We start from the raw sequence: 24,305 nt of genomic DNA, 5'->3' as shown, positions 1-24,305 counted from the left end.
GTCGGGGAGGCGTGGTCAGTGCCAGGGCAGCTGCGCGCGCTTGTCCCAGTAGGTCCGCGGGTCCTCGGCCAGACCGGCGAGGCCGGCCAGCTGCTCGTCGTCGAGGTCGACGACCGCCGCGTGCAGGTTGGAGGCGAGCTGGTTGGTGGTGGCGGCGCCGGAGAGGACGACACCGGCCCACGGCTGCCGCAGGACCACCGCGAGGGCGACCGCGTCGCAGCCGAGACCCGTCTGCTCGGCGACGGCCCGGAGCGCGTCCGGCGCGTGCGGGCCCGCCAGCCTGCCGTTCGCCATGCCCTCCTTGACGATCACGGTGAGCCCGGCGTCGTGCGCCTCGGCGAGCGCGGGCGCGGCGGAGGTCTCCAGCGCGTTGTACGTCGACTGCACGGTACGGAACAGGGGTTCGCCGTCCACGGTCACCGTGAGGGCGGTGCGGACGGCCTCCGCCTGGGCCGGGCCGCTGGTGGAGAAGCCGATGGTGACGCCCTGGGCGGCGGCCTCCGCCAGCCGGGCGTGGAGTTCCTTGTCGGTGAGGGCCGGGCTGTCCGGGGTCACCGAGTGGATCTGGTAGAGGTCCAGCCGGTCGCCGAGGAGTTCGGCGCTCTCGGCGCGCTGTCGCTCGTACGTCCCGAGGCTGTGGTCCTTGACCTCGTGCCGCTCGGCGTCGGTGGTCCAGCCGGCGGTGTAGGTGTAGCCCCACTTGCTGCCGACGACGATGTCGTCCAGGCCGGGCCGTGCCCTCAGCCAGTCGGCGAGGAACTCCTCCGAGCGGCCGTAGGAGCGGGCCGCGTCGAAGTAGCGGACGCCCTGGGCGTAGGCGGCGTCCAGGAGTTCGTGGGTGCGGGTGCGCAGGGCTTCGACGGTGCGGGTCTCCCCGAGGTCGGCGTCGCGGCCGAGGGTGATGTAGCCGGGGCGGGCGACTGCGGCGAGACCGAAGCCGATGTGGCAGGTGGGGGTGGTGGCTGCGGCCAGTCGGGCGAAGGGCATCGCGGGCTCCGTTCGGTCGGCTCCTTGGGGCTTCCGACCAACGTAACCCGTGATGACCTTCAACTCCCGCCTCAGAACCCGGTCCCCCTGTTCCTGGGCGGGTGCGGGCGCGTCGTGGCTTGTCGCGCAGTTCCCCGCGCCCCTGAAAAACGGGGCGCGGGCTCGGTGCCTACTTGCCGTTCTTGGCAGTGGCCCACGCGTGCTGCGTCGCCACGTCCTGCTTGATGTCCGCCAGTTGGACCGCCACCGCGCTCGGGGCCGTGCCTCCCCGGCCGTTGCGGGAGGCCAGGGCGCCCGGGACGTTCAGGACGGTGCGGACCTCGGGTGTCAGGTGGGCCGAGATCTTGGCGAACTGCTCGTCCGTCAGGTCGTTCAGCTCCTTGTCCTCGGACTCGGCGACCTTGACGCACTCGCCGGCGACCTCGTGGGCGACACGGAAGGGGACGCCCTGCTTGACGAGCCACTCGGCGACGTCGGTGGCGAGGGAGAAGCCGGCCGGGGCCAGTTCCTCCATGCGCTCGCGGTGGACGGTGAGCGTGGCCATCATGCCGGTGAAGGCGGGGAGCAGGATCTCCAGCTGGTCGATGGAGTCGAAGACCGGCTCCTTGTCCTCCTGGAGGTCGCGGTTGTAGGCCAGCGGCAGGGCCTTCAGCGTCGCCATCAGGCCCGTCAGGTTGCCGATCAGACGGCCGGACTTGCCCCGGGCCAGCTCCGCGATGTCCGGGTTCTTCTTCTGCGGCATGATCGACGAGCCCGTCGAGAAGGCGTCGTGGAGGGTCACGAAGGAGAACTCCTTCGTGTTCCAGATGATGACCTCCTCGGCGATCCGGGAGAGGTTCACGCCGATCATCGCGGTGATGAAGGCGAACTCGGCGACGAAGTCACGGGAGGCCGTGCCATCGATGGAGTTCGCGGAGCTGCCGTGCTCGAAGCCCAGGTCCCTGGCCACCGCCTCCGGGTCCAGACCGAGGCTGCTGCCCGCGAGGGCGCCCGAGCCGTAGGGGGAGACGGCCGTGCGCTCGTCCCACTGACGCAGCCGCTCCGCGTCCCGGGACAGGGACTGGACATGGGCGAGGACGTGGTGGGCGAACAGGACCGGCTGGGCGTGCTGGAGGTGCGTACGGCCGGGCATCGCCACGTCCGGGTGGGCCTCCGCCAGACCGATCAGCGCCTCCTGCAGCTCGGCGATCAGACCGCCGACCGTACGGGCGTGGTCGCGCAGGTACATCCGGAAGAGGGTCGCGACCTGGTCGTTGCGGGACCGGCCGGCGCGCAGCTTGCCGCCCAGGTCGGGGCCCAGCCGCTCCAGGAGACCGCGCTCCAGGGCGGTGTGCACGTCCTCGTCGGCGACCGTGCCGACGAACTCGCCCGAGGCCACGTCCGCTTCCAGCTGGTCCAGGCCCGCGATCATCCGGGCCAGCTCGTCCTCGGTGAGCAGACCCGCCCGGTGCAGCACGCGCGCGTGGGCGCGGGAGCCGGCGATGTCGTACGGGGCCAGACGCCAGTCGAAGTGGACCGACGCGGACAGCTTCGCCAGGGCCTCCGCGGGACCGTCGGCGAAACGTGCGCCCCAGAGCCGTACGTCACCGCTGTTGCTGCTCACTCGCGTTGCTCCTCGATCTCCGCGTACTGCGCTGTTCGCTGTCATGCATGAGTATGCAGAACTCTGCATGAATCGTCAATCTGAGAGAACTTTGGGAGATGCGGAGAAAGCTTTGAACAAACGAAACCGCTTGCTCGTAACTCTCACCGAACGCAGGCGCCGCGTTAGTTCACACCGACCACACCCGACCCGAGTGAGGCATCCGCATGTCCAGGGCTCTTCCGAAGTACAACAAGCGTCGCGTAGGGATCATCGGCGGCGCCGCCGCGGTCGTGCTCTCCGGAGCGGTCATCGCGGGTTCCGCTCTTGCCGGTGAGGGTGCCAACAACGACGGTCAGGACGCCGCCGCGTCCCCGGGCACCATCTCGTGCCCGGCGGTCGAGGGCAGCCTGCCGGCCATCCCCGCCTCCGCCAAGGCCGAGGTCGACAGCAACCTCGCCCTGCTGCAGACCCAGATCCAGGAGGCGAACAAGCGCCTCGTCGACACGGTCGGCCAGGGCGGCGCGAACTTCGTGCAGAACGCCATCCTCGGCCCGCTGGAGGACAAGCGCGTCGCGACGCTGAACCGCATCGAGACCGCCATCGGCCGCGCCGCCGCCAAGCCCGAGGGCCTGGAGAAACTCGCCCCCTGCCAGCTCAACCAGGGCGGCGCCGCCGGCGCCGGTGACCAGGCGGGCGCCGGAGCGGGTGCGGACGCCGGGGCCGGAGCGGGCGACGCCGACGCAGGGAACGCCGCGGGTGCCCCGGGCACCATCTCCTGCCCGGCCGTCGAGGGCAGCCTCCCGGCGATCCCCGCCTCCGCACAGGCCGAGGTCGACCGCAACCTCGCCCTCCTCGACACCCAGATCCAGGAGGCCAACCAGCGCCTCGTCGACACCGTCGGCCAGGGCGGCGCGAACTTCGTGCAGAACGCCATCCTCGGCCCGCTGGAGGACAAGCGCGTCGCGACGCTGAACCGCATCGAGACCGCCATCGGCCGCGCCGCCGCCAAGCCCGAGGGCCTGGAGAAGCTCGCCCCCTGCCAGCTCAACCAGGGCGGCGCCGCCGGCGCCGGTGACCAGGCCGGTGCCGGTGACCAGGCGGGCGAGGAGGCCGGAGCCGGCGCCGAGGCCGGTGCGGGCGAGGACGCGGGCAACGCCGGTGACGCGGGCAACGCGGGTGCCGAGAACAACGCGGGTGCCCCCGGCACCATCTCCTGCCCGGCCGTCGAGGGCAGCCTCCCGGCGATCCCCGCGTCCGCCCAGGCCGAGGTCGACCGCAACCTCGCCCTCCTCGACACCCAGATCCAGGAGGCCAACAAGCGCCTCGTCGACACCGTCGGCCAGGGTGGCCCCAACTTCGTCAACAACGCCATCCTCGGCCCGCTGGAGGACAAGCGCGTCGCCGCGCTGAACCGCATCGAGACCGCGATCGGCCGCGCCGCCGCCAAGCCCGAGGGCCTGGAGAAGCTCGCCCCCTGCCAGCTCAACCAGTAGTCCTCCGGCTCGGCCGGAGTGACCTCCTGCGCCCCTGAACGGGGGTGACAGGGGCCGTGGCCGCCCCGCGCGCCGGCCGGGGCGGCCACGGAAGACCCGGTTCCGGGTGGATCCCCGCACGGGGAACCACCCGGAATTCGCTTTCCCCGCCCCGGTTCGCATCCCCGGCTCCGCGCCCGGTCCACTGCCTCGCCTCTCGAAGAATTCCTTAGACAGGCGAAGTTTTTCCGTCAATAATCGTTAGACATGGGAAAGACTTACGAGCGCATCGACGGCCGCCTCCGTACCTTCATCGAGGCCCAGCCCCTCTTCTTCACCGCCTCGGCGCCCCTGTCGGCCGACGGCACGGTCAACCTCTCCCCCAAGGGCCTGCGCGGTTCGTTCGTGATCCTCGACGAACTCACCGTCGCCTATCTGGACTTCGCGGGCTCCAACGCGGAGACGATCGCCCACCTGCGCGAGAACGGCCGGATCACCCTCATGTGGTGCGCCTTCCAGGGCCCGCCCACCATCGTGCGGGTGCACGGCACCGGGGAGGCCGTCTTCCGCGACGATCCGCGCTTCGCCGGACTCCTGGCCCGCTTCCCCGACATCGACCCCACGCGGCACGGCCTGCGCGCCGTCATCGTGGTCCGGGCCGAGCGCATCCGCGACAGCTGCGGCTACGCCGTGCCGTTCATGGCGTACGAGGAGGACCGCGACCTGCACGGCAGGCGCTTCGCGCGCGAGGACGACGACTCGCTGAGCGCCTACTTCGGTTCCAAGGAGCACATCGCGACCAGCCTCGACGGTCTTCCCGGGCTGCCGCTGCCCCTGCCGCCCTCCGGCGGCTGACGCGGGGCGGACGCGCGGGCGGCACACGGGTGGCGCGGCCGTCCCGCGCCACCGGTTCTCCCGCGCGGCGAGTTGTTCACACCGTTGAACACACGGCACTCCCTGCACGTACGTGTGGGCCAAGGGTCCAGCCCACCACGGAGGAACCGTGTCCACGATCGCCGGAGGTCGCGCCGCGCGCCGCCAGACGATGCGCCGCATCCGACCTCGTCGTTCTCCCGCCGTCCCGCTGCTGATCGCCTTCTGGGCGGGCGCGGCGGCGGTGGTGTGGCTGTGGTGGGACAACACCGCGTCCATCGCGGACCAGGGCAGCAAGATGGTGAACGCCGGGCGGATCACGGGCCTGCTCGCCGGATACCTGATGGCCCTGGTGGTGCTCCAGATGGCCCGGGTGCCCGCGCTGGAACGGCGGGTCGGCTCCGACCGGGTGGCCCGCTGGCACGCGATGACCGGCCGCTACACGCTCTGCCTGGTCGTCGCGCACGTCGTCCTCACGATGTACGGGTACGCCCTCCAGGCCGGCCTCACCCACACCGCGATCCTCCAGCAGACGATCGACTCGATCAACCAGCTGCCGGACATGGGCAAGGCGGCCATCGGCACCGGTCTGCTGGTGTTCATCGGGCTCATCTCGATCGGCCCGGTGCGCAAGCGGATCCCGTACGACCTCTGGTACCACACGCACCTGCTGACGTACGCGGCCACGTTCCTGACCTTCTGGCACCAGATCACCACCGGCAACGAGTTCGCCGCCACCCCCGCGGCGAAGACCGGCTGGTACGCGCTGTACGGCACGGTGACCGCCCTGGTCGTCTGGTACCGGATCATCTCCCCGGTCAAGCTGAACCTGAAGCACCGGCTGCGGGTCGAGGCGGTCATCGAGGAGTCGCCCGGCATCGTGTCGGTGCTGATGAGCGGGCGCAAGCTGCACCGGATGGGAGCGGAGGCCGGGCAGTTCTTCCGCTGGCGGTTCCTCGCGCCGGGCATGCGGTTCAGCTCGCACCCGTACTCGCTGTCGGCGGCGCCCCGCCCCAACATGCTGCGCATCACGGTCAAGGCGATCGGCGACCACAGCTCGGCCCTGCGCGAACTGGAGCCCGGTGTCCGGGTGTGGGCGGAGGGCCCGTACGGGGCGCTCACGGCCGGCAAGCGCAGCAAGGGCAAGGTGCTGCTGGTGGCCGGCGGTGTAGGCATCACGCCGATGCGGGCCCTGTTCGAGACACTGCCCGGCGCGGCCGGGGACCTGACGCTGCTCTACCGGGCCAACAGCACCCAGGACCTGGCCCTGTGGGACGAGCTGGCGCAGATCGCCGAGGAGCGCGGGGCGCGGCTGATGTACGCGGTGAACAGCCCGGAGGGCGAACGCCCGGACATCTCGCCGGACTCGCTGCGCCGCAAGATCCCGGACATCGAGAGCCACGACGTCTTCCTGTGCGGGCCGCCCGGCTTCGCGCAGGGCGTCTACGAGGCGCTGCGCGGTGCGGGCGTCCCGACCCGCCGTATCCACCACGAGTCGTTCGAGATGTGAGCGAGTCGGCCGGCCGAAGAGCGTGATCGCGTCCGGCCGTCCGTCCCCGCCGTCCGCCCCCGGACCGTTCCAGCCGTAGGTCCGGGGACCGTCCCAGCGGCAGGTCACCAGGATCTGCCCACCCCGACTTTCTGGCCATGGGTTTCCCCACGGGTTCGCCCCAGGGGCCCCCGCGAGACTTCACACCTCAGGAGCTGAAGGAGCGATGAAGAAGAGCCACCCCATCCGGCGGACCCTGCTCGCCACCGCCGCCACCGTGTCCGGCATCGTGCTGCTGCTGTCGCTGAAGCCGGCCTCGGACGCCGGGTCGGTACAGGCCGGAGCGGCCGGGGGCGTCCCTTCGGCACAGGGCGGGGTGGCGGCGGGCGCGCAGACCCTGACGGGTTCCGCCGTCGACACCGAGTACGGCCCCGTCCAGGTCCGGATCACCGTCGACGGCGGCAGGATCACCAAGGCCGAGGCGGTGCAGCAGCCCAGCGGCGGCCGCTCCACCCAGATCAGCGGCGACGCCATCCCCAAGCTGAACCAGGCGGCGATGACCGCGGGCAGCGCCGACATCGACGCGGTGTCCGGCGCCACCTACACCAGCGCGGGCTACAAGGAGTCCCTCCAGTCCGCCCTGGACCAGGCCGGCAAGGCGCAGGACTCGGGCGCCCAGGTGCTCACGGGGACGACCGTCCAGACCGACTACGGTCCGGTCCAGGTCCGGATCACGGTCAGCGGCGGCAAGATCACCAAGGCCGAGGCCGTCCAGGCGCCGAGCGGCGGCCGCTCCACCCAGATCACCGGCGACTCGGTGCCGAAGCTCAACCAGGCGGCCGTGGCGGCGGGCAGCGCCGACATCGACGCCGTCTCCGGCGCCACCTACACCAGCGCCGGCTACAAGGAGTCCCTCCAGTCCGCCCTGGACCAGGCCGGCAAGGCGCAGGACTCGGGCGGCGGCGAGGTCGAGGCGGGCGGCAAGGCGCAGGACGGGGGCGGCGAGGCCGACAAGTCCGGGGCCGGGCAGGTGACGGGCACGCAGGTGCTCACGGGCTCCGCCGTCAAGACGGACTACGGGCCGGTCCAGGTCCGGATCACGGTCACCGACGGCCGGATCACGAACGCCGAGGCGCTGCAGCAGCCGACCGGCGGCCGTTCCACCCAGATCAGCGGCACCGCCATCCCGCAGCTCAACAAGAACGCCGTGACGGCGGGGAGCGCCGACATCGACGCCGTCTCCGGCGCCACGTACACCAGCGGCGGCTACAAGGAGTCCCTCCAGTCCGCCCTGGACCAGGCAGGATGACCCCATGAGCGAACCCGTCGGAGCCTCCGCGCCCGCCCAGCTGCGGCACGTCGAGGAGGTCATGGGCACCGTCTTCTCGTTCGACGTGCGGGGAGGCGAGCCCGCCGCGGTCAGGGCGGCGCTCGACGAGGCGGTGGCCGGGCTCCACGCCGTGAACGAGGTGTTCAGCACCTACCGCGAGGACAGCCAGATCTCCCGGCTCGCGCGGGGCGAGGTGACGATCGAGGAGTGCGCTCCCGAGGTCGGCGAGGTGCTCGACCTGTGCGCCGAGGCCGAGCGGTCGAGCGGTGGCTGGTTCAGCGCCACGTACGAGGGCCGCTTCGACCCGACCGGGCTGGTGAAGGGGTGGGCCACCGAACGGGCGGCCCGGCTGCTGGTCGACGCCGGGGCGACCGGGGTGAACGTGAACGGGGGCGGTGACGTCCAGTTGTACGGCGTCCCCGGCCCGGAGCGGCCGTGGCGCGTCGGCGTGGCGGACCCGCTGCGGCCCGGAGGGCTCGCGGCCGTCGTCACCGCCGCCGGGGTGGAGCGGCTGGCGGTGGCCACGTCCGGCACGGCCGAACGGGGCGCGCACATCGTCGACCCCCGCACCAGGAAGTCCGCGGTGACCGACCTGGTCTCGGTGACGGTGGTGGCGCCCGGCCTCACCTGGGCCGACTGCTGGGCCACGGCCGCCTTCGCCATGGGCTCCCGCGAGGGCCTGGCGTGGCTGGAGTCGCTGGAGGACACCGAGGCGCTGCTGATCACGGCGGGCGACGAGGTCCGCTGCACGGGAGGGCTGGCCGCGCGGCTGGGCTGAACGGGCCCTGGTCGAGAGGGGCGAGACTGTGCGCCGGTGCTGCCGCCGGACCGGCCGGGGTGTCGCTCACCGGCGCTTGCCGTCCCCCGCCTGCGCCCACCCGCGCCGCCCCAGCGGCACGACTGCCCGCAGGCGGGAGGGGACGGGGTACGGCTTCCGGGTAGCCGCTCCCGCCCCCGGCGCAGCCCTCAGTGCCCGTTCTGGGCGAGCCGCAGCAGATGGTCCGCCAGCGCCTGGCCGCCCACCGGATCGCGGCTGATCAGCAGCAAGGTGTCGTCACCCGCGATCGTCCCCAGGATGTCGTGCAGCTCGGCCTGGTCGATGGCCGAGGCGAGGAACTGGGCCGCGCCCGGCGGTGTCCGGAGCACCACCAGGTTCGCCGAGGCCTCCGCGGAGATCAGCAGCTCCGCGGAGAGCCGTCGCATCCGCTCCTCCTTCGCCGACCCGCCGAGCGGCGCCCTAGGGGTCCTGAAACCCCCCTCGCTGGGCACCGCGTAGATCAGGTCGCCGTCGGTGTTGCGGATCTTCACCGCGTTCAGCTCGTCCAGGTCCCGGCTGAGCGTCGCCTGGGTGACGCTCAGCCCGTCGTCGGACAGCAGCTTCGCCAACTGGCTCTGCGACCGCACGGGTTGCCGGTTGAGGATGTCCACGATCCGCCGGTGGCGTGCGGTGCGGGTCTGCGGCACGGCGGGCCCCGCCTGGTCGTGCTCCTGCGCCTGGCTCATCGTCGTCTCATTCTCCGGCTCGTCCGTCCCCGCTGGCTTCATGAGCCGCCCGTGCCGCGTCGAGGATGCCGGGCAGCGCCCGGAGGAGGGCGTCCACCTCCGCGTCCGCGACATTGAGCGCGGGCATCAGCCTGACGACATCGGGGGCGGGCGCGTTCACCAGGAAACCGGCGTCCTGTGCGGCCTGTTGCGCCAGGGGCGCGAGCGGCTCGGTGAGCACGATACCCAGCAGCAGGCCCGCGCCACGGACGTGGTCGATCATCGGGTCCCCGAGCGACTCGATCCCCTCGCGCAGCTTCTCGCTCTGCCGCTTGACGTTCTCCAGCAGCCCCTCCGCCCGGATGGTCTCCAGGACGGCGAGTCCGGCGGCGCACGCGACCGGGTTGCCGCCGAACGTGGTGCCGTGCTGCCCGGGCCGGAGCAGTTCGGCGGCCCGCCCGAAGGCGACGGTCGCGCCGATCGGCAGTCCGCCGCCGAGGCCCTTGGCGAGGGTGACGACGTCCGGCAGGACGCCCTCGTGCGCCTGGTACTCGAACCAGTGCCCGGTCCGGCCGACGCCGGTCTGCACCTCGTCGAGGACGAGCAGCGAGCCGGTGGCGGCCGTGATGGCCCGCGCCGCCTTCAGATAGCCGGCCGGCGGGACCACCACGCCCTTCTCGCCCTGCACGGGCTCGATGATGACGAGTGCCGTCTCCTCGGTGACGGCGGCGGCCAGGGCCTGCGCGTCGCCGTACGGGACGTGGGTGACGTCGCCGGGCAGCGGGTGGAAGCCGGTCTGTTTGCCGGGCTGGCCGGTCAGCGCGAGCGCGCCCATGGTGCGGCCGTGGAAGCCGCCCTCGGTCGCGACCATGTGGGTCCGCCCGGTGAGCCGGCCGATCTTGAAGGCCGCCTCGTTGGCCTCGGCGCCCGAGTTGCAGAAGAAGACCTTGCCGTCGCGGCCGAAGAGTTCGAGGAGCCGTTCGGCCAGGGCGACCGGCGGTTCGGCGACGAACAGGTTGGAGACATGGCCGAGGGAGGCGATCTGGGTGCTGACGGCCTCGACGACCGCCGGGTGGCCGTGGCCGAGCGCGTTGACCGCGATCCCGCCGACGTAGTCGACGTACTCCCTGCCGTCGGCGTCCCACACCTTGCTGCCGGCGCCGCGGACGAGCGAGAGCTTCGGGGTGCCGTAGTTGTCCATGAGCGACCCCCGCCACCGCTGGGTCAGCTCCTCGTTGGCGGTCATTCGGCGTCCCCCTGTTCCGGGTCCGGCACGACCATCGTGCCGATGCCCTCGTCGGTGAAGATCTCCAGCAGGATCGAGTGCGGGACCCGGCCGTCGATGACACGGGCCGTCTGGACGCCGTTGCGTACGGCGTGCAGGCAGCCCTGCATCTTCGGCACCATGCCCGAGGACAGGTCCGGCAGCAGCTTCTCCAGCTGGGTGGCGGTGAGGCGGCTGATCACCTCGTCGCTGTTCGGCCAGTCCTCGTAGAGGCCCTCGACGTCCGTGAGGACCATGAGGGTTTCGGCGTCAAGAGCAGCAGCGAGTGCCGCAGCCGCCGTATCAGCATTGACGTTGTAGACATGTCCGTCGTCCTGGCTACGGGCGATCGACGAGACGACCGGGATGCGGCCGTCGGCGAGCAGTGCCTCAATCGCGCCCGTGTCGATCGCGGTGATCTCGCCCACCCGCCCGATGTCGATCAACTCCCCGTCGACCTCGGGCTGGTGCCTGGTGGCGGTGATGGTGTGCGCGTCCTCGCCGGTCAGTCCGACGGCGAGCGGTCCGTGCTGGTTGAGCAGGCCGACCAGTTCGCGCTGGACCTGTCCGGCGAGCACCATGCGGACGACGTCCATGGCGTCCTCGGTGGTGACGCGCAGGCCCGCCTTGAACTCGCTGACGATGCCGTGCTTGTCGAGGGCGGCGCTGATCTGCGGGCCGCCGCCGTGCACGACGACGACATTGAGCCCGGCGTGCCGCAGGAAGACGACGTCCTGGGCGAAGGCGGCCTTGAGGTCCTCGTCGACCATGGCGTTGCCGCCGAACTTGATGACGACCGTCCTGCCGTTGTGCCGGGTCAGCCAGGGGAGCGCTTCGATGAGGATCTGGGCCTTGGGGAGGGCGGTGTGCTTCCGCGTCGTGCTCATGACGAGTACGCGCTGTTCTCGTGGACGTAGTCCGCGGTGAGGTCGTTGGTCCAGATGGTGGCCGTCTCGGAGCCCGCGGCGAGGTCGGCGACGATGTGCACCTCGCGGTAGCGCATGTCGACCTTCTCGCGGTCCTCGCCGACACCGCCGTTCTTGCAGACCCAGACGCCGTTGATGGCGACGTTGAGCCGGTCCGGCTCGAAGGCGGCGGACGTGGTGCCGATCGCGGAGAGGACCCGGCCCCAGTTGGGGTCCTCGCCGTGCAGGGCGCACTTGAGGAGGTTGTTGCGGGCGACGGAGCGGCCCACCTCGACGGCGTCGGCCTCGGTCGCGGCGTTCACGACCTCGATCCTGATGTCCTTGCTGGCGCCCTCGGCGTCCCGGATGAGCTGCTGGCCGAGGTCGTCGCAGACCTGGCGTACGGCTTCGGCGAACTCCGCGTACTCGGGGGTGACTCCGGCGGCGCCGGAGGCGAGCAGCAGCACGGTGTCGTTGGTGGACATGCAGCCGTCGGAGTCGACGCGGTCGAAGGTCGTGCGCGTCGCGGCGCGCAGGGCCCGGTCGAGGGCGTCGCTCTCCAGGTCGGCGTCGGTGGTGAGGACGACGAGCATGGTGGCGAGGCCGGGCGCGAGCATGCCGGCGCCCTTCGCCATCCCGCCGACCGTCCAGCCGTCCTTCGTCACGACGGAGGTCTTGTGCACGGTGTCGGTGGTCTTGATGGCGATGGCGGCCTTCTCGCCGCCGTGCTCGGAGAGCTGCGCGGCGGCCGCCTCGACACCCGGGAGCAGCTTGTCCATGGGCAGGAGGACACCGATGAGGCCGGTGGAGGCGACGGCGATCTCGCCCGCGCTGTGGCCGTCGAGGACCTCGGCGGCCTTCTCGGCGGTCGCGTGCGTGTCCTGGAAGCCCTTCGGGCCCGTACAGGCGTTGGCGCCACCGGAGTTGAGGACGACGGCGGAGACCCGGCCGCCCTTCAGCACCTGCTCGGACCAGAGAACCGGTGCCGCCTTGACGCGGTTGGAGGTGAAGACGCCCGCGGCGGCGAGGCGGGGCCCGTGGTTGACCACGAGGGCCAGGTCCGGGTTTCCGTTCTCCTTGATCCCGGCGGCGATGCCCGCCGCTGTGAATCCCTTGGCTGCCGTCACGCTCACGGTGCGACTCCGATCGTCGAAAGCCCCGTCGTCTCGTGGAGTCCGAGGGCGATGTTCATGCTCTGGAGGGCGCCACCGGCGGTGCCCTTGGTGAGGTTGTCGATGGCGCTGATCGCGATGATGCGGCCCGCCGCCTCGTCGTACGCGACCTGGATCTGAACAGCGTTGGAACCGTGGACGGACGCCGTGGCGGGCCACTGCCCCTCGGGGAGCAGATGGACGAACGGCTCGTCGGCGAATGCCTTCTCGTACGCGGCGCGCACGGAGTCGGCCGTGACGCCGGGCCTCGCCTTGGCGCTGCACGTGGCGAGGATGCCGCGGGACATCGGGGCAAGGGTCGGGGTGAAGGACACGGTGACCGGCTCGCCGGCGACCCCGGTGAGGTTCTGGGTCACCTCGGGCGTGTGCCGGTGGCCGCCGCCGACGCCGTACGGGCTCATGGACCCCATGACCTCGCTGCCCAGCAGGTGGGTCTTGGGTGCCTTGCCCGCGCCGGAGGTGCCGGAGGCGGCGACGATCACGGCCTCGTTCTCGGCGAGGTCCGCCGCGTACGCCGGGAACAGCGCCAGGGTGACGGCCGTGGGGTAGCAACCGGGTACCGCGATGCGCTTGGACCCCTCCAGCGCGGCGCGGGCACCCGGAAGTTCGGGGAGGCCGTAGGGCCAGGTGCCGGCGTGGGGCGAGCCGTAGAAGCGCTCCCAGTCGGCGGGGTCCTTGAGCCGGAAGTCGGCGCCCATGTCGATGACGAGCACCTCCGGGCCGAGCTGCTCGGCCACGGCCGCGGACTGCCCGTGCGGCAGCGCGAGGAACACGACGTCGTGCCCGGCCAGGGCTTCGGGCGTCGTCTCCTGCAGCACCCGGTCGGCCAGGGGCAGCAGATGCGGCTGGAGCCCGCCCAGCCGTCGGCCCGCGTTCGAACTGCCGGTCAGCGCACCGATCTCCACCTCGGGGTGTGCGAGCAGCAGGCGCAGCACTTCGCCGCCCGCATAACCACTCGCTCCCGCCACCGCCACACGTACCGCCGCCATGGAATCCTCCTCCTGGATGGCATGACTATACGTTTCGCCGCACGTTTATGCAATCGTTCTTGGTGCGGTGCGCGGGTCTCGGCCGAAAAGCGCGGGGTCCCTCCCGGGCCGGTCCGGCGCCGACGGTGTCACCGGGCGTTGCATAGGATCACCGGATGGCTCTGCGACCTGTTCAGGTGAACATCAAGGCTGTGGACGATGCGGCGCTCGGCCGGTTCTGGGCGCGGGCGCTCGGCTGGGGTGTCTCCGGCTCGGGATCGGGCGCGACCGCCGTCCAGCCCGCCGGCTTCGATTGGCGTGATCCGGTCGGCCTGGCCGTCGACGTCATCGCCGTACCGGAAGCCGGGTCGGCGGCGAAGAACCGGATGCACCTCGATCTGGCCACCACCTCCGCGGCCCATCAGCGGGAGCTGGTCGCACGCCTGCTGGCGCTCGGCGCGACACCCGCCGACGTGGGTCAGGGCGAGGTGCCGTGGACGGTCCTCGCCGACCCGGAGGGGAACGAGTTCTGCGTGCTGGAACCCCGGGAGGTCTACCGGGACACCGGGCCGGTCGCCGCGGTGGTGGTCGACTGCGTGGATCCGCGGGCCATGGCGCGGTTCTGGGACGCGGCCACGGACTGGACCCTGCGCGAGGTCACCGACGACAGTGCGGTGCTGCGTTCCGCCCGGGACGTCGGCCCCTTTCTGGAGTTCCTCCGCACGCCCGGCGCGCGGACCGGGCAGGACCGCGTCCATCTCGACCTGCTGCGGTTCCCCGACGACGACCACGAGGCGGAGACGGCCCGGCTGCGGGCCCTCGGCGCCACCGATCTCGACGTCGGCCAGGGCGAGGTGTCCTGGAGGTGCCTGGCGGACCCGGAGGGCCACCCGTTCTGCGTGCTGGCCCGCTCCTGACGCGGCACCCGCGCGGCGGACGCGTCACGCACCATCGCCCACCGTCCGGCTACGGCAGCAGTTCCTCCGCCAGCCTCCGCATCTCGGCCCGCGGGAGCGCGGGGTTGGCGGCTGCGGACTCCGCCACCTGCGGGTCGGGGTCGGCCAGCAGGGCCGTGACGACCTGGGGCGGAAGGGCCGGATGGCCGGCGGCCAGGGGTTTCGCCCGCTCGTCCGCGAGACAGGCCAGCAGGGCCGGCGCCGTCGCACGGGAGTGGCGGGCGATCTCGCGCAGCGCCCTGCGGGCCGGCGGACTGTGCCGGGACACGTGCTCCAGCAAGGAGGGCGTGGCGTCCGGGTTCGCGGCCACCCCGGCGATCACCCGGACCCCGTGCCGGTCGACCATGGCCCGCAACCGCGCCTCACCGAGGCCGGGGTGCGCGGCGACGGACGCGGCGACCTTGGCGTCGCGGTCGTCGGCCAGGACGGCACCGATCCCGGGCGGCAGATCACGCCGCCGCGCCAGAAGTCCGCGGACGACCGGGTGCGGCGACCTCGCCAGCTCCTCCACCTCGGCGGGTGTGGCGGCGGCGATCCGCGGCAGCAGGGTGCCGCCGATCCGGGTGCCGGCGGCCACGCGCGCGAGCACGTCGAGCGGCACCCGCGGGTTGTGCGCGAGCGAGCGCCGTACGTCGGGGGAGGTGTCCTCGGCGAGCGTGCGCATCAGGGCGTCGTCGATCGCGGGGTTCTCGGCGAGGTCGGCGCGCACGCCTGGCATGGGGTCCTCGGCGAGCCGGGCGTACGTCTCCGGGGGCAGCCCGGGGCGGGAGGCGAGCGCCCCGCGCAGCACCGCCGAGGGGTGCCCGGCGAGTCCCGCGACCGCGTGGGCCGGTGTGGCCGGGTTCTCCAGAGCCGCCCACAGGGTGTCCAGCGCGGTGGATGCGTGGGTGCCGTCGCAGGAGGCGCCCGGCCGTAGCTCGCAGTCATGCCGCGGGCAGTCCGGGGCGTGGGTGAACGGCGGCTCGTCGCGGTCGCAGACCAGGCAGTGCCGCGCGGGCGGCAGCCCTTCACCGCCGACGAGTGCCGCCAGTACGTCCGGCGGCGCCGACTCGTTGGCCGCCACGGCCAGGCGGACCTCGGCGTGCGGATGCCGGGCGAGCCGGGCGGCCACGTGCGGCGGGGCGCACAGGGCCAGCTCGAAGACGACCCGTATGTCCTGGTCGGCCGCGAGGGTCTCCACCACGTCCTCGGGCAGCCCGGGGCAGGCGGCCAGCTTCTCCCGGTGTTCGACCACCGGATCCGCCGCGAGGAGCCGGGCCCACGCGGGGTCGCCGACGCCCTCGTCGAGCAGGGCGAGGGCGGCGCGCGGCTGGGCCCGGGGGTCGACGTCGGCGGCGGTCAGCCGGCCCCGGTACGCCAGGGGCACTCCGTTCAGCTCGCTCCGCGAGGCCAGCGTGAGCGTCTGCGCGTGGCTGAGGTCGTCCCGGCCGGTGAGGTGGTGGTCGATGTCGTCGTCCGCCAGGGCGACGAGCCGGTCGACCAGCTCGGCCGGCAGGGCCGGATTGGCGGCGAGCCCGCACAGGAGGTGATGCACGGGGGCATCCTGCCCCGGGCCCCTGCCGGACGGCTCACGAATTTCCGCGGGCAGCGGGCAGGAGGGCGGCGGCAGGAGGGAGAGTCAGGGAGCGACGGGTCAGGAACGGCAGGGTCGGGAGCGGAGTGTCAGGAACGGGAGGGTCGGGGGCGACGGGCCGGGGACGGCGAGTCAGGACCGGCGGTCGTCCGACCGGGCCGCCCGCTCCGCGTTGCGCCGCTTGATGCGGGCGCCTTCCTTGCGGACCTCGGCCTGGGTGGCCCGCTCCTTCTGCAGCCACTCAGGGCTGTCCTGCCGGAGCGCCTCGATCTGCTCGGTGGTGAGGGCCTCGGTGACTCCGCCGCGTGCGAGGCCCGCGATGGAGACGCCCAGCCTCTCGGCGACCACGGGACGCGGGTGCGGGCCGTTGCGGCGCAGCTCCTCCAGCCAGGCGGGCGGGTCGGTCTGGAGCGCGGTCAGCTCGGCGCGGGTGACGACGCCCTCCTGGAACTCGGCGGGCGTGGCCTGGAGGTACACACCCAGTTTCTTCGCCGCGGTGGCGGGCTTCATGGTCTGGGTGGTCTGGTGCGACGTCATGGGTCAAGGGTATCGACCGCCTGCCCGCCCGCCGACCACGACCGCCCCCGGTCACCGGCCGCGATGACCGGGCCGGTGTCCGCGCCCGTTAGCCTGGTGCTGTGACAGGCTCGGAAGCACCCTCTTCGTTCCGGCTCGCCTACGTCCCGGGAGTGACGCCCACCAAGTGGGTGCGGATCTGGAACGAGCGGTTGCCCGACATCCCCCTGACCCTCCTCCAGGTCTCCCCCGCCGAGGCGTTCGGCGTGCTGCGGGACGGCGGCGCCGACGCCGGTTTCGTACGGCTCCCGGTGGACGGTGACGACCTCAGCGCGATCCCCCTCTACGCCGAGACCACGGTCGTCGTGGTCCCCCGGGACCATGTCGTGGCGGCGGTCGACGAGGTGACCACCGGGGACCTGGCGGACGAGATCGTCCTGCATCCTCTCGACGACACCCTCGGCTGGGAGCGGCCGCCGGGAGAGCCGGCGTTCGAGCGTCCCGCCACCACGGCGGACGCGATCGAGCTGGTCGCGGCCGGGATCGGGCTGCTCGTCGTCCCCCAGTCGCTGGCCCGGCTCCACCACCGCAAGGACCTCACCTACCGCCCGGTCACGGACGCCCCGGAATCGCGCATCGCCCTGTCCTGGCCCCAGGACGCGACCACCGACCTGGTCGAGGACTTCATCGGCATCGTCCGGGGCCGTACGGTCAACTCCTCCCGGGGCCGCGCCAAGCCCGCGGAGGAGAAGAAGCCGCAGCAGAAGCCCAGGCGCCCCGGCACGGGCACGGGCAAGCCGACCGGCCGCAACCCCCGGGGCGGCTCGTCCGGCGGCAGAGGCGCCAAGAGCGGCGGCAGGCCCGGAAAGCCCCGCCGCCGCTCGTAGACGCCCTGGACGGACCCCGGGCCGGCTCACCGAGCCGGGCCCGGGCCCATCCCCGCCCTCACCGCTCCTTGATCCGCAGGAACGTCACGGAGTTCGCCGGAAACGTGTAGCCGAACTTCTCGGCCACCCCGCCGAACGTGGACCTCACCGGAGCGACCGGTGTGGCCGTCTCCGTGTTCACCGCCTCCGGCGCGGCCGTCAGCGTGGTCACGTGGGCGGTGGAACGCACCCGCGCGGTCCCGAGGTCGACGGACGTACGCGCCGCCGACGGCTGGGCGTTGACGACCTTGACGATCAGCTCACCGGTCTCCGCGTCCCGCGTCACCACCTGGCGGAACGGCTCGGCCGGCTTGTCGTCGGTGAAGCTGCCCCACTCCTTGCCGTCCAGGAGCAGGGTCACCTTCCGCCCGCGCACCTCGACCTCGACGTCGTAGGCGCGACCCGTCTCGATCGTGCCCGGCTTGGAGATCAGCGAGGACTTGCCGCCGTCCACGGCCTGCTCGACCGCGCTGGTGGTGTTGTTCCAGCCGCCGAGGTTCCACCAGTAGTAGTTGCCGGTGTCCTTGACGCCGAAGGCGACGAGGAAGCCCTCCTTGCCCGCCTTCTTGGTGGCCTTCACCTTCAGGTCGTAGTCGTGCCAGGCGGTGTCGCCGGCCGAGACCATGGTGTTCTCGGCGGCCACGTCGGTCTGGGTGTACTGCCCGTCCTGGATGCTCCAGCTGCCCCGGCCGGTGTGGGTCCACTGCGAGGCGTCACCGCCGAAGTCGTCGGTGAGCAGGGTCGTGCCGTCGGCCGCGGTCACCTTCACGTCGTCGTACGCCGCCGTCGTCGCCCAGGTGGACAGGCCCACGGCTCCGGTGATGGGGCCGGAGAGGGCGGGTGTGCCGGTCGCCGTCGACGGGACCACGCGGTCGCCGACGTTGTTCATGAAGAGCTTCTGGGTCTCGTAGTTGGCGGAGTTCCATGAGGCGTGGTTGTTGAACCAGATCATGTCGGGGCTCCACTGCACGTAGTCCTCGTTGGCGAGGAGCGGCGCGTAGGAGGCGAGTTTCACGATGTCGGCGTTGCGCTCCAGGCCGGTCATGAAGGCGGCCTCGGAGAGCGCGTTCTTGAAGGCGTTGCCCTGGGAGGCGTACTCGCCGAGGAAGACCTTCGGGCCGCTCCGGTCGTAGGAGTCGTAGCGGTCGTTGTTCTGGAGGAACCACTGCGGGCTGTTGTAGTAGTGCTCGTCGACCATGTCGACCTTCGCCTCGCGGTTCAGCTTCCACGCGGTGTCGAAGGTGGCCCCCGTGTCGTCGGGGCCGGAGTTCGAGATCACCGTGATGTCCGGGTACGTCGCCGCGATGGCGGCCCGGAACTTCTTGAAGTGGGCGAAGAACTCGTTCGGCAGGTTCTCCTCGTTGCCGACGGCGAGGTGGGTGAGGTGGAAGGGCTCCGGGTGGCCCATCTTCGCGCGCTTGGCGCCCCACTCGCTGGTCACGGGGCCGTTGGCGAACTCGATGAGGTCGAGGGTGTCCTGGATGTGCCGCTGGAGGAGGGCCTCGTCCTCGGTGGACCGGTTCTGGCCGCAGCCGGTGACCAGGGCGGGCACGACGGGCAGCGGCATCGCGCCGATGTCCTCGGAGAACTGGAAGTACTCGTAGTAGCCGAGTCCGTAACTCTGGTTGTATCCCCAGAAGTTGGAGTTGGTGGCGCGCTGCTCGACGGGGCCGATGGTGTCCTTCCACTGGTAGGAGCGCTTGCGCTCCCAGTTCGAGGCCGCGCTGTAGTCCTGCATGGAGCCGGTGTTGACGAGGCAGCCGCCGGGGAAGCGGACGAAGCCGGGCTTCAGTGCGGCGATCTTCTCGGCGAGGTCCTCGCGCAGACCGTTCTTGTGGCCCTTGTAGGTGTCGCGCGGGAAGAGGGAGACCTCGTCGAGGGCGGCGGCACCGGCGGCGGCGACGGTCAGCCGGCCCGTGGAACTGGTCCGCGTCGCCCTGAGACGGACCTTGTACTTGGCCCAGCCACCCTTGACCGTGACCTCGGCGGCCTCGGCGAGGGCGCCGTCCGCGTCCTGGAGGGTGACGGTCAGCGCCGTACGGCTCTCGGCGCGTGCCCACACCGAGAAGTCGTACCGCTCGCCCTTCTCGACGCGGACACCCGTGTTGTAGCCGGCGTTGGTGACGGCCGAACCGGCGCCCAGGGAGAGGTAGTTGCGGTTGCGCTCGTTGAGGCGGCCGGCAGCGTTCACGACCCGCGCGGTGCCGTCGACGGACCAGGAGGTGAGCGGGGTGTAGGCGCGGTTGTCGGCGGTCGAGTACTCGAAGGACCGGTTCTGCACCAGCTCGGCGTAGAGACCGCCGTCGGCGGCCCGGTTGATGTCCTCGAAGAAGACGCCGTACATGGTGTCGTCGATCTTCGCCCCCTCGGTGGAGGGGTCGACGGTGATCGCGTAGTCGGTGACGTCCTCGGCGTGTGCGGGTGCCGGGATCAGGGCGGCCGTCGTCAGGAGGGCGGTGGCCGTGAGGCCGAGTCGCCAACGGGCGCGGGCGTTGCGTGACATGAATACTCCGCGGCTCGGGGTGGGGGGCATGGGGCGTGAGAAACAGGGAGTGGTTCGAAATATCAGACAATGATCAGCGCATCGAACGGCAAGATAGGGAGGTGACGAGATCAGCGTCAACGGGTCGCGCGGTACCGAAAGTGTCGGAAGTGTCGGAAGTGAAGGAACGATGAGCGATTTCCTGCCAGTTTCCGATGCCCTGGCGTATCTCTCCGGCGGCTGGCGGGTCGTGCGATCCGTGCGGGACCTCACGAGCGGGGCCGAGGGGGCGTTCACGGGCCGAACGGTTTTCAGCCCACTGAACGACGGTGGACTGCTCCACCGGGAGGCCGGAACTTTCGTGTGGCAGGGCGTCCCCCGCCCCGCCGAGCGCACCCTGCGCTTCCTGCCGGGCACCGCTCCCGGCACGGCCGACGTCCGCTTCGGCGACGGACGCCCCTTCCACGACCTGGACCTGACCACCGGCCACTGGCGTACGGAGCATCCGTGCGCCGCCGATCTCTACCGGGGCACGTTCGAGGTCCACGACGAGGACCGCTGGCGGACGCTGTGGCGGGTCGGCGGTCCCGCGAAGGACCTGCTCCTGGTCACCGACCTCAGCCGCGAGCGAGCGCGCTGAGAAGCCGGCGCCCGCCTACCGCGCGGCGCCCAGCCGCAGGTTCCAGCGTCCGGCGTGCCCCGCGACCGTGACCGTCGACAGGGGGCCGATGTCCATGTTCCAGTACGACGACGGCGGGGCCTTGAGCGCGTAGACCAGGGCGGCCCGCAGGACGGACGGCTCGGCCACGGCGACGATCCGGCAGCCCTCCTCCGCGGGCCGGGTCTCCAGCCAGCCGCCGATGCGGGAGATGAAGGTGATCAGCGACTCCCCGCCGTGCGGTGTGGAACGGGGGTCGGCGAGCCAGGCGTCCACCGCCGAGGGCTCCCGCGCCATGGCCTCACCGAGGGTGAAGCCGCGCCAGCGGCCCATGTCGCAGTCCCGCAGCGCGGGCTGGGCCAGCGGGGCGTAGCCGAGGGCGTCCCCGGTGGCCCGGCTGCGGGGCGTGGGCGAGCAGTAGCGCAGCTCGGCCGCCGCCAGGGGCACCAGCTCATGGGCGGCGCGCTGTACTTCGTCCCAGCCGGCCTGGTCCAGCGGCCGGTCGTCCTCGAAACGTTCCGCGAGCAGCGAGGAGCAGCGCGCGGCGGCGACGAACGTGACCCGAAGTGGCATGCGGCGATGGTGGAACGGGGGACTGCGCAGGTCAAGAGGCGTTACTCAGGAGTTACCAGGGGTATCGCGACGCGTACCGGCAGCGGTCGCCATCGCGCCCGGCCTCACTCGGAGACCAGCGCCATCCACCGGTCGGGCTCGGCCAGCGGCTGGAAGCCGAGCTTGGCGTAGACCCCGTGCGCGTCGTGCGTGGCGAGCAGGACGCGCCGCAGCCCGTACGGCTCCAGGTGGTCGCGGACGGCCGCGACCATGGCGGTGCCCGGCCCCTTCCCGCGCACCGACGGGTCGACGTAGACGTCGCAGAGCCAGGCGAACGTGGCCCGGTCGGTCACCACCCGGGCGTAGGCGACCTGCTCCCCCGAACCCTCCGCGTACACCCCGAAGTTGAGGGAACCGCCGATCGCCCGCTCCAGCTTCTCGCGGGGGCGGCCGAGGGCCCAGTACGCGTCGGTGGACAGCCAGTGGTGGACCCGGGCCACGTCCAGGCGGGCGGGGTCGTCGGACAGCTCGTAGCCCCCGGGGAGGGCCGGTTCGTCGTTCATGGCTGGACGTTCGCAGGTCAGAGGCCCGCTGTCGAACCTTTTACGGCGGTCGCCAGCCGCCGTACCCCTTCCGCGATCTCGCCCGCCCCCGCGACGCCCGCGAAGCTCAGCCGCAGGTGTCCGGCCGGGGGTTCGGCACTGAAGTAGGGGCGGCCGGGGGTGACGGCGACCCCCGCGCGGAGGGCGGCGGCGACCAGGGCCGGCTCTCCCCCAGAGCCGAAAGCCTGGGAGGTGCCCCCAGTGCCGTCGGGCAGGCGCAGCCACAGGTGGTAGCCGCCGGAGGGGATGTGGGGCAGGGCGAGTTCGGGCAGGCGCGTGTGCAGCTCGGTGGCCAGCGCGTCCCGGCGGTTGCGCAACTCCCGGGAGACCGCCCGCAGATGGCGGGGCCAGGCGGGGGAGCCGACGAGTTCGAGGGCGGCCTCCTGGAGGGGGCGGGGGACGAAGAAGGTGTCGACGACCTGGATGGCGCGCAGCCGTTCCAGGACCGGCCCGCGGGCGGCCAGGGCGCCCACCCGGAAGCTGGGCGAGGTGGCCTTGGTGAGCGAGGAGACGTGCACGACCACACCGTCGGGGTCCTCGGCCGCCAGGGGCGCGGGCAGGGGTCCGGCGTCCTCGTGCACGAGCCGGCGGACGAAGTCGTCCTCCACGACGAAGGCCCCCGCCTCGCGGGCGATCCGCAGCACCTCGCCCCGGCGCTCCACCGAGAGGGCGGCGCCGGTGGGGTTCTGGAAGAGCGGCTGGCAGACGAAGACCCGGGCGCCGGAGGCCCGGAACGCGTCGGCGAGCAGGGCGGGCCTGACCCCGTCCGCGTCCACGGGCACGGGCACGGGCCGCAGTCCGGCGGCCCGGGCGATCGCCAGCATGCCCGGGTAGGTGGGCGATTCGACGAGCACCGGCGCTCCGGGCGGCGCGAGGGCACGCAGGGCGGTGGTGAGGGCGGACTGGCCGCCCGCCGCGACGATCACCTCGGCGGCGGTGATCGCCCCGCCGATGCTCCGCGCGAACCATTCCCGCAGTTCGGGGACGCCCTCGACCGGCGGCCGGGCCCACACTCCGGGCCGCCGTCCGGCCCTCGACAGGGCCGCGCCCATGGCCTGCTCCGGCTGCAGGGAGGGGTGCAGATAGCCGCTGTTGAACTCGATCACGCCGGGAGGCGGAGAGGCGAGGGAGACCAGCACCCCGGAGGCGTCCACCGTGCGGGGCGACGGCTCGGCGCTGCCGTCCGCGCTCAGCGCGACCTCCTGCCAGGAGGTGTCCCCCACCGGTGTGCCGCGCTCACGGGGCCGTGCCCGGAAGGCGCCCGCCCCCGGCCGGGTCACCACGAGCCCCTCGGCGGCGAGCTGTGCCAGGGCCCGCGAGACGGTCACCGGGCTCACCCGGAACCGCTCGACGAGCGCCCGGCTCGACGGCAGCTTTCCACCCGGCGAGTAGCGGTCCAGCTCCCTCTTCAGCTGTTCCGCCAGTTCCGCACCACTGCTACGCTCATGCATGAGAGCAGAGAGTAGCGCTATCGCCAGTCCTTCAGTAGCGGTGGACCGTGAGAGCCCTTCGGCAGCGGTGGACCGTGAGCCGCGGACCGGCGGCCGGCGAGCGGAAGCCGCCGGGTCCCGGCCGGCGGACGCAACCGCGACCGTCCCCCGCACCCGCTCGGGCGGCACCCTCCAGGCCGCCCTCGGTGTCACCGCCTTCTCCCTCACCTTCCCGGCCACCGCCTGGGGCCTGGAGAGCTTCGGCCCCTGGTCGCTGGTCGCCGTGCGCAGTGTCCTCGCCGCCGTCCTCGCGGGGGGCTGTCTGCTGGCCCTGCGGGTGCGGCCGCCCGCCCGCCGGCACTGGGCGGGGCTCGCGGTCGTGGCCGCCGGTGTCGTCCTGGGCTTCCCCCTGCTGACCACGCTGGCGCTGCGGACCTCGACCACCGCGCACGCCGCCGTGGTGGTCGGCCTGCTGCCGCTGACGACGGCGCTGTTCTCGGCGCTGCGCACGGGCACGCGCCCCTCGCGCACCTTCTGGACCGCCGCGCTCGCCGGGGCCGCCGCCGTCATCGCCTTCACCGTGACGCAGAGCGGCGGCGCCCTGACCACCGCCGACCTGTACCTCTTCGCCGCCCTGCTGGTCTGCGCGGCCGGCTACACCGAGGGCGGCCGGCTGGCCCGGGTGATGCCCGGCTGGCAGGTCATCGGCTGGGCGCTGGTGCTGTGCCTGCCGCTGAGCGTGCCGGGAGCCCTGCTGGCACTGGCCCAGGAGCCGGTCCGGCTGAGCGCGCACGGGGTGGCCGGGCTGCTGTGGGTGGCGGCCGGGTCCCAGTTCCTGGGGCTGGTGGTCTGGTACCGGGGCATGGCGGCGATCGGCATACCGAAGGCCAGCCAGTTGCAGCTGGCGCAGCCGCTGCTCACACTGGTGTGGTCGGTGCTGCTCCTCGGGGAGCAGCTCACCCCGGCCGCTCCCCTGACGGCCGCCGCCGTACTGGTCTGCATCGCGGTCACCCAGCGTTCCTCCGCCTGAGGACGTCCGGGAGCCGTTCGCCGCACACCGGTCCGACCGGCGCCGCCCGCACC

The 24,305-nt window shown here is 72.4% G+C and carries 21 protein-coding genes and 2 pseudogenes; 10 read left to right on the top strand and 13 right to left on the bottom strand.

Annotated features, from left to right (window positions below; genetic code table 11):
* Nucleotides 1-15 precede the first annotated feature (15 nt).
* Complete coding sequence (locus tag PYR72_RS38740) at nucleotides 16-987, bottom strand: aldo/keto reductase (RefSeq protein WP_275459626.1); 972 nt, start codon at nucleotides 985-987, stop codon at nucleotides 16-18.
* Between the two features lie 169 nt (nucleotides 988-1,156).
* Entirely contained in the window at nucleotides 1,157-2,590 is a 1,434-nt protein-coding gene (gene argH / locus PYR72_RS38735) for an argininosuccinate lyase (RefSeq protein ID WP_275459625.1), read from the bottom strand.
* A gap of 206 nt (nucleotides 2,591-2,796) precedes the next feature.
* Between argH and PYR72_RS38730 the strand changes: the two are divergent.
* The 6 genes and pseudogenes from PYR72_RS38730 to PYR72_RS38705 all read left to right on the top strand — a co-directional run.
* A pseudogene (locus PYR72_RS38730) lies at nucleotides 2,797-3,624 on the top strand (hypothetical protein); the annotation flags it as partial.
* 51 nt (nucleotides 3,625-3,675) lie between these two features.
* A pseudogene (locus tag PYR72_RS38725) lies at nucleotides 3,676-4,065 on the top strand (hypothetical protein); the annotation flags it as partial.
* Nucleotides 4,066-4,311: 246 nt separating this feature from the next.
* Nucleotides 4,312-4,899, top strand: a complete 588-nt coding sequence (locus tag PYR72_RS38720; protein ID WP_275459624.1) for a pyridoxamine 5'-phosphate oxidase family protein — start codon at nucleotides 4,312-4,314, stop codon at nucleotides 4,897-4,899.
* Nucleotides 4,900-5,089: 190 nt separating this feature from the next.
* Nucleotides 5,090-6,427 carry a ferredoxin reductase family protein gene (locus PYR72_RS38715; RefSeq protein WP_046773582.1) on the top strand — a complete coding sequence of 446 codons (1,338 nt, stop codon included), beginning with the start codon at nucleotides 5,090-5,092 and terminating at the stop codon, nucleotides 6,425-6,427.
* Nucleotides 6,428-6,632: 205 nt separating this feature from the next.
* A complete protein-coding gene (locus PYR72_RS38710) occupies nucleotides 6,633-7,715 on the top strand; it encodes an FMN-binding protein (RefSeq protein WP_275459623.1) in 1,083 nt (360 codons plus the stop codon).
* A gap of 4 nt (nucleotides 7,716-7,719) precedes the next feature.
* Nucleotides 7,720-8,514 (top strand): FAD:protein FMN transferase, encoded by a 795-nt coding sequence (locus PYR72_RS38705; RefSeq protein ID WP_275459622.1) that lies wholly within the window; start codon nucleotides 7,720-7,722, stop codon nucleotides 8,512-8,514.
* A gap of 188 nt (nucleotides 8,515-8,702) precedes the next feature.
* Here PYR72_RS38705 and PYR72_RS38700 read toward each other — a convergent pair whose 3' ends face one another.
* Genes PYR72_RS38700 through argC form a run of 5 tightly spaced genes read right to left on the bottom strand, consistent with a single transcriptional unit; the run spans nucleotide 8,703 to nucleotide 13,548 of the window.
* Nucleotides 8,703-9,239 (bottom strand): arginine repressor, encoded by a 537-nt coding sequence (locus tag PYR72_RS38700; protein WP_275459621.1) that lies wholly within the window; start codon nucleotides 9,237-9,239, stop codon nucleotides 8,703-8,705.
* A gap of 7 nt (nucleotides 9,240-9,246) precedes the next feature.
* Nucleotides 9,247-10,464: an acetylornithine transaminase gene (locus PYR72_RS38695; protein WP_275459620.1), complete on the bottom strand. Its 1,218-nt coding sequence runs from the start codon at nucleotides 10,462-10,464 to the stop codon at nucleotides 9,247-9,249.
* On the bottom strand, nucleotides 10,461-11,369 hold the full coding sequence (argB, locus tag PYR72_RS38690) for an acetylglutamate kinase (RefSeq protein ID WP_275459619.1): 909 nt from the start codon (nucleotides 11,367-11,369) through the stop codon (nucleotides 10,461-10,463). The genes PYR72_RS38695 and argB overlap by 4 nt, the downstream gene beginning before the upstream one ends.
* On the bottom strand, nucleotides 11,366-12,520 hold the full coding sequence (gene argJ / locus PYR72_RS38685) for a bifunctional glutamate N-acetyltransferase/amino-acid acetyltransferase ArgJ (protein ID WP_275459618.1): 1,155 nt from the start codon (nucleotides 12,518-12,520) through the stop codon (nucleotides 11,366-11,368). Before argJ ends, argB begins: the two co-directional genes overlap by 4 nt.
* Nucleotides 12,517-13,548, bottom strand: a complete 1,032-nt coding sequence (gene argC, locus PYR72_RS38680) for an N-acetyl-gamma-glutamyl-phosphate reductase (RefSeq protein ID WP_275459617.1) — start codon at nucleotides 13,546-13,548, stop codon at nucleotides 12,517-12,519. The genes argJ and argC overlap by 4 nt, the downstream gene beginning before the upstream one ends.
* Before the next feature lie 155 nt (nucleotides 13,549-13,703).
* On the opposite strand from argC, the gene PYR72_RS38675 reads away from it, so the two are divergent.
* Entirely contained in the window at nucleotides 13,704-14,444 is a 741-nt protein-coding gene (locus tag PYR72_RS38675) for a VOC family protein (protein ID WP_275459616.1), read from the top strand.
* Between the two features lie 49 nt (nucleotides 14,445-14,493).
* Here the strand turns inward: PYR72_RS38675 and PYR72_RS38670 are convergent, their stop codons facing one another.
* Both PYR72_RS38670 and PYR72_RS38665 read right to left on the bottom strand, forming a co-directional pair.
* Entirely contained in the window at nucleotides 14,494-16,017 is a 1,524-nt protein-coding gene (locus tag PYR72_RS38670) for a hypothetical protein (RefSeq protein WP_275459615.1), read from the bottom strand.
* 171 nt (nucleotides 16,018-16,188) lie between these two features.
* Nucleotides 16,189-16,593 (bottom strand): DUF5997 family protein, encoded by a 405-nt coding sequence (locus PYR72_RS38665; RefSeq protein WP_275459614.1) that lies wholly within the window; start codon nucleotides 16,591-16,593, stop codon nucleotides 16,189-16,191.
* A gap of 101 nt (nucleotides 16,594-16,694) precedes the next feature.
* On the opposite strand from PYR72_RS38665, the gene PYR72_RS38660 reads away from it, so the two are divergent.
* Nucleotides 16,695-17,459: a LysR substrate-binding domain-containing protein gene (locus PYR72_RS38660; protein WP_275459613.1), complete on the top strand. Its 765-nt coding sequence runs from the start codon at nucleotides 16,695-16,697 to the stop codon at nucleotides 17,457-17,459.
* Nucleotides 17,460-17,517: 58 nt separating this feature from the next.
* Here PYR72_RS38660 and PYR72_RS38655 read toward each other — a convergent pair whose 3' ends face one another.
* Nucleotides 17,518-20,001: an alpha-L-arabinofuranosidase C-terminal domain-containing protein gene (locus PYR72_RS38655; RefSeq protein ID WP_275459612.1), complete on the bottom strand. Its 2,484-nt coding sequence runs from the start codon at nucleotides 19,999-20,001 to the stop codon at nucleotides 17,518-17,520.
* A 169-nt stretch (nucleotides 20,002-20,170) separates the two neighbouring features.
* On the opposite strand from PYR72_RS38655, the gene PYR72_RS38650 reads away from it, so the two are divergent.
* Nucleotides 20,171-20,620: a DUF6314 family protein gene (locus tag PYR72_RS38650; protein WP_275459611.1), complete on the top strand. Its 450-nt coding sequence runs from the start codon at nucleotides 20,171-20,173 to the stop codon at nucleotides 20,618-20,620.
* Nucleotides 20,621-20,635: 15 nt separating this feature from the next.
* On the opposite strand, the gene PYR72_RS38645 is transcribed toward PYR72_RS38650, so the two are convergent.
* The 3 genes from PYR72_RS38645 to PYR72_RS38635 all read right to left on the bottom strand — a co-directional run bounded on the left by PYR72_RS38645 (nucleotide 20,636) and on the right by PYR72_RS38635 (nucleotide 23,243).
* A complete protein-coding gene (locus PYR72_RS38645; RefSeq protein ID WP_037725620.1) occupies nucleotides 20,636-21,211 on the bottom strand; it encodes a histidine phosphatase family protein in 576 nt (191 codons plus the stop codon).
* A 104-nt stretch (nucleotides 21,212-21,315) separates the two neighbouring features.
* The gene (locus PYR72_RS38640) at nucleotides 21,316-21,753 is read right to left on the bottom strand and encodes a GNAT family N-acetyltransferase (protein ID WP_275459610.1); all 438 of its coding nucleotides are present in this window, start codon (nucleotides 21,751-21,753) and stop codon (nucleotides 21,316-21,318) included.
* 17 nt (nucleotides 21,754-21,770) lie between these two features.
* Nucleotides 21,771-23,243, bottom strand: coding sequence for a PLP-dependent aminotransferase family protein (locus PYR72_RS38635; RefSeq protein WP_275459609.1), 1,473 nt, complete (start codon nucleotides 23,241-23,243; stop codon nucleotides 21,771-21,773).
* Between PYR72_RS38635 and PYR72_RS38630 the strand changes: the two genes are divergently transcribed.
* Nucleotides 23,242-24,252 (top strand): DMT family transporter, encoded by a 1,011-nt coding sequence (locus tag PYR72_RS38630; protein ID WP_275459608.1) that lies wholly within the window; start codon nucleotides 23,242-23,244, stop codon nucleotides 24,250-24,252. The two genes, PYR72_RS38635 and PYR72_RS38630, sit on opposite strands and share 2 nt — an antisense overlap.
* Nucleotides 24,253-24,305 lie beyond the last annotated feature (53 nt).

Origin of the sequence: Streptomyces sp. VNUA24, from assembly GCF_029167005.1 — a bacterium.
Taxonomy (GTDB): domain Bacteria; phylum Actinomycetota; class Actinomycetes; order Streptomycetales; family Streptomycetaceae; genus Streptomyces; species Streptomyces scabiei.
This window is presented reverse-complemented; position numbering and strand designations above follow the sequence as displayed.

What these genes read in the sequence shown, in the direction of transcription:
- PYR72_RS38740 (WP_275459626.1), bottom strand. Translation starts at nt 987, where the DNA reads ATGCCCTTCGCCCGACTGGCCGCAGCCACCACCCCCACCTGCCACATC.
- PYR72_RS38720 (WP_275459624.1), top strand. Translation starts at nt 4,312, where the DNA reads ATGGGAAAGACTTACGAGCGCATCGACGGCCGCCTCCGTACCTTCATC.
- PYR72_RS38715 (WP_046773582.1), top strand. Translation starts at nt 5,090, where the DNA reads ATGCGCCGCATCCGACCTCGTCGTTCTCCCGCCGTCCCGCTGCTGATC.
- PYR72_RS38710 (WP_275459623.1), top strand. Translation starts at nt 6,633, where the DNA reads ATGAAGAAGAGCCACCCCATCCGGCGGACCCTGCTCGCCACCGCCGCC.
- PYR72_RS38705 (WP_275459622.1), top strand. Translation starts at nt 7,720, where the DNA reads ATGAGCGAACCCGTCGGAGCCTCCGCGCCCGCCCAGCTGCGGCACGTC.
- PYR72_RS38700 (WP_275459621.1), bottom strand. Translation starts at nt 9,239, where the DNA reads ATGAGCCAGGCGCAGGAGCACGACCAGGCGGGGCCCGCCGTGCCGCAG.
- PYR72_RS38695 (WP_275459620.1), bottom strand. Translation starts at nt 10,464, where the DNA reads ATGACCGCCAACGAGGAGCTGACCCAGCGGTGGCGGGGGTCGCTCATG.
- argB (WP_275459619.1), bottom strand. Translation starts at nt 11,369, where the DNA reads ATGAGCACGACGCGGAAGCACACCGCCCTCCCCAAGGCCCAGATCCTC.
- argC (WP_275459617.1), bottom strand. Translation starts at nt 13,548, where the DNA reads ATGGCGGCGGTACGTGTGGCGGTGGCGGGAGCGAGTGGTTATGCGGGC.
- PYR72_RS38675 (WP_275459616.1), top strand. Translation starts at nt 13,704, where the DNA reads ATGGCTCTGCGACCTGTTCAGGTGAACATCAAGGCTGTGGACGATGCG.
- PYR72_RS38665 (WP_275459614.1), bottom strand. Translation starts at nt 16,593, where the DNA reads ATGACGTCGCACCAGACCACCCAGACCATGAAGCCCGCCACCGCGGCG.
- PYR72_RS38655 (WP_275459612.1), bottom strand. Translation starts at nt 20,001, where the DNA reads ATGTCACGCAACGCCCGCGCCCGTTGGCGACTCGGCCTCACGGCCACC.
- PYR72_RS38650 (WP_275459611.1), top strand. Translation starts at nt 20,171, where the DNA reads ATGAGCGATTTCCTGCCAGTTTCCGATGCCCTGGCGTATCTCTCCGGC.
- PYR72_RS38645 (WP_037725620.1), bottom strand. Translation starts at nt 21,211, where the DNA reads ATGCCACTTCGGGTCACGTTCGTCGCCGCCGCGCGCTGCTCCTCGCTG.
- PYR72_RS38640 (WP_275459610.1), bottom strand. Translation starts at nt 21,753, where the DNA reads ATGAACGACGAACCGGCCCTCCCCGGGGGCTACGAGCTGTCCGACGAC.
- PYR72_RS38630 (WP_275459608.1), top strand. Translation starts at nt 23,242, where the DNA reads ATGAGAGCAGAGAGTAGCGCTATCGCCAGTCCTTCAGTAGCGGTGGAC.
- PYR72_RS38635 (WP_275459609.1), bottom strand. Translation starts at nt 23,243, where the DNA reads ATGCATGAGCGTAGCAGTGGTGCGGAACTGGCGGAACAGCTGAAGAGG.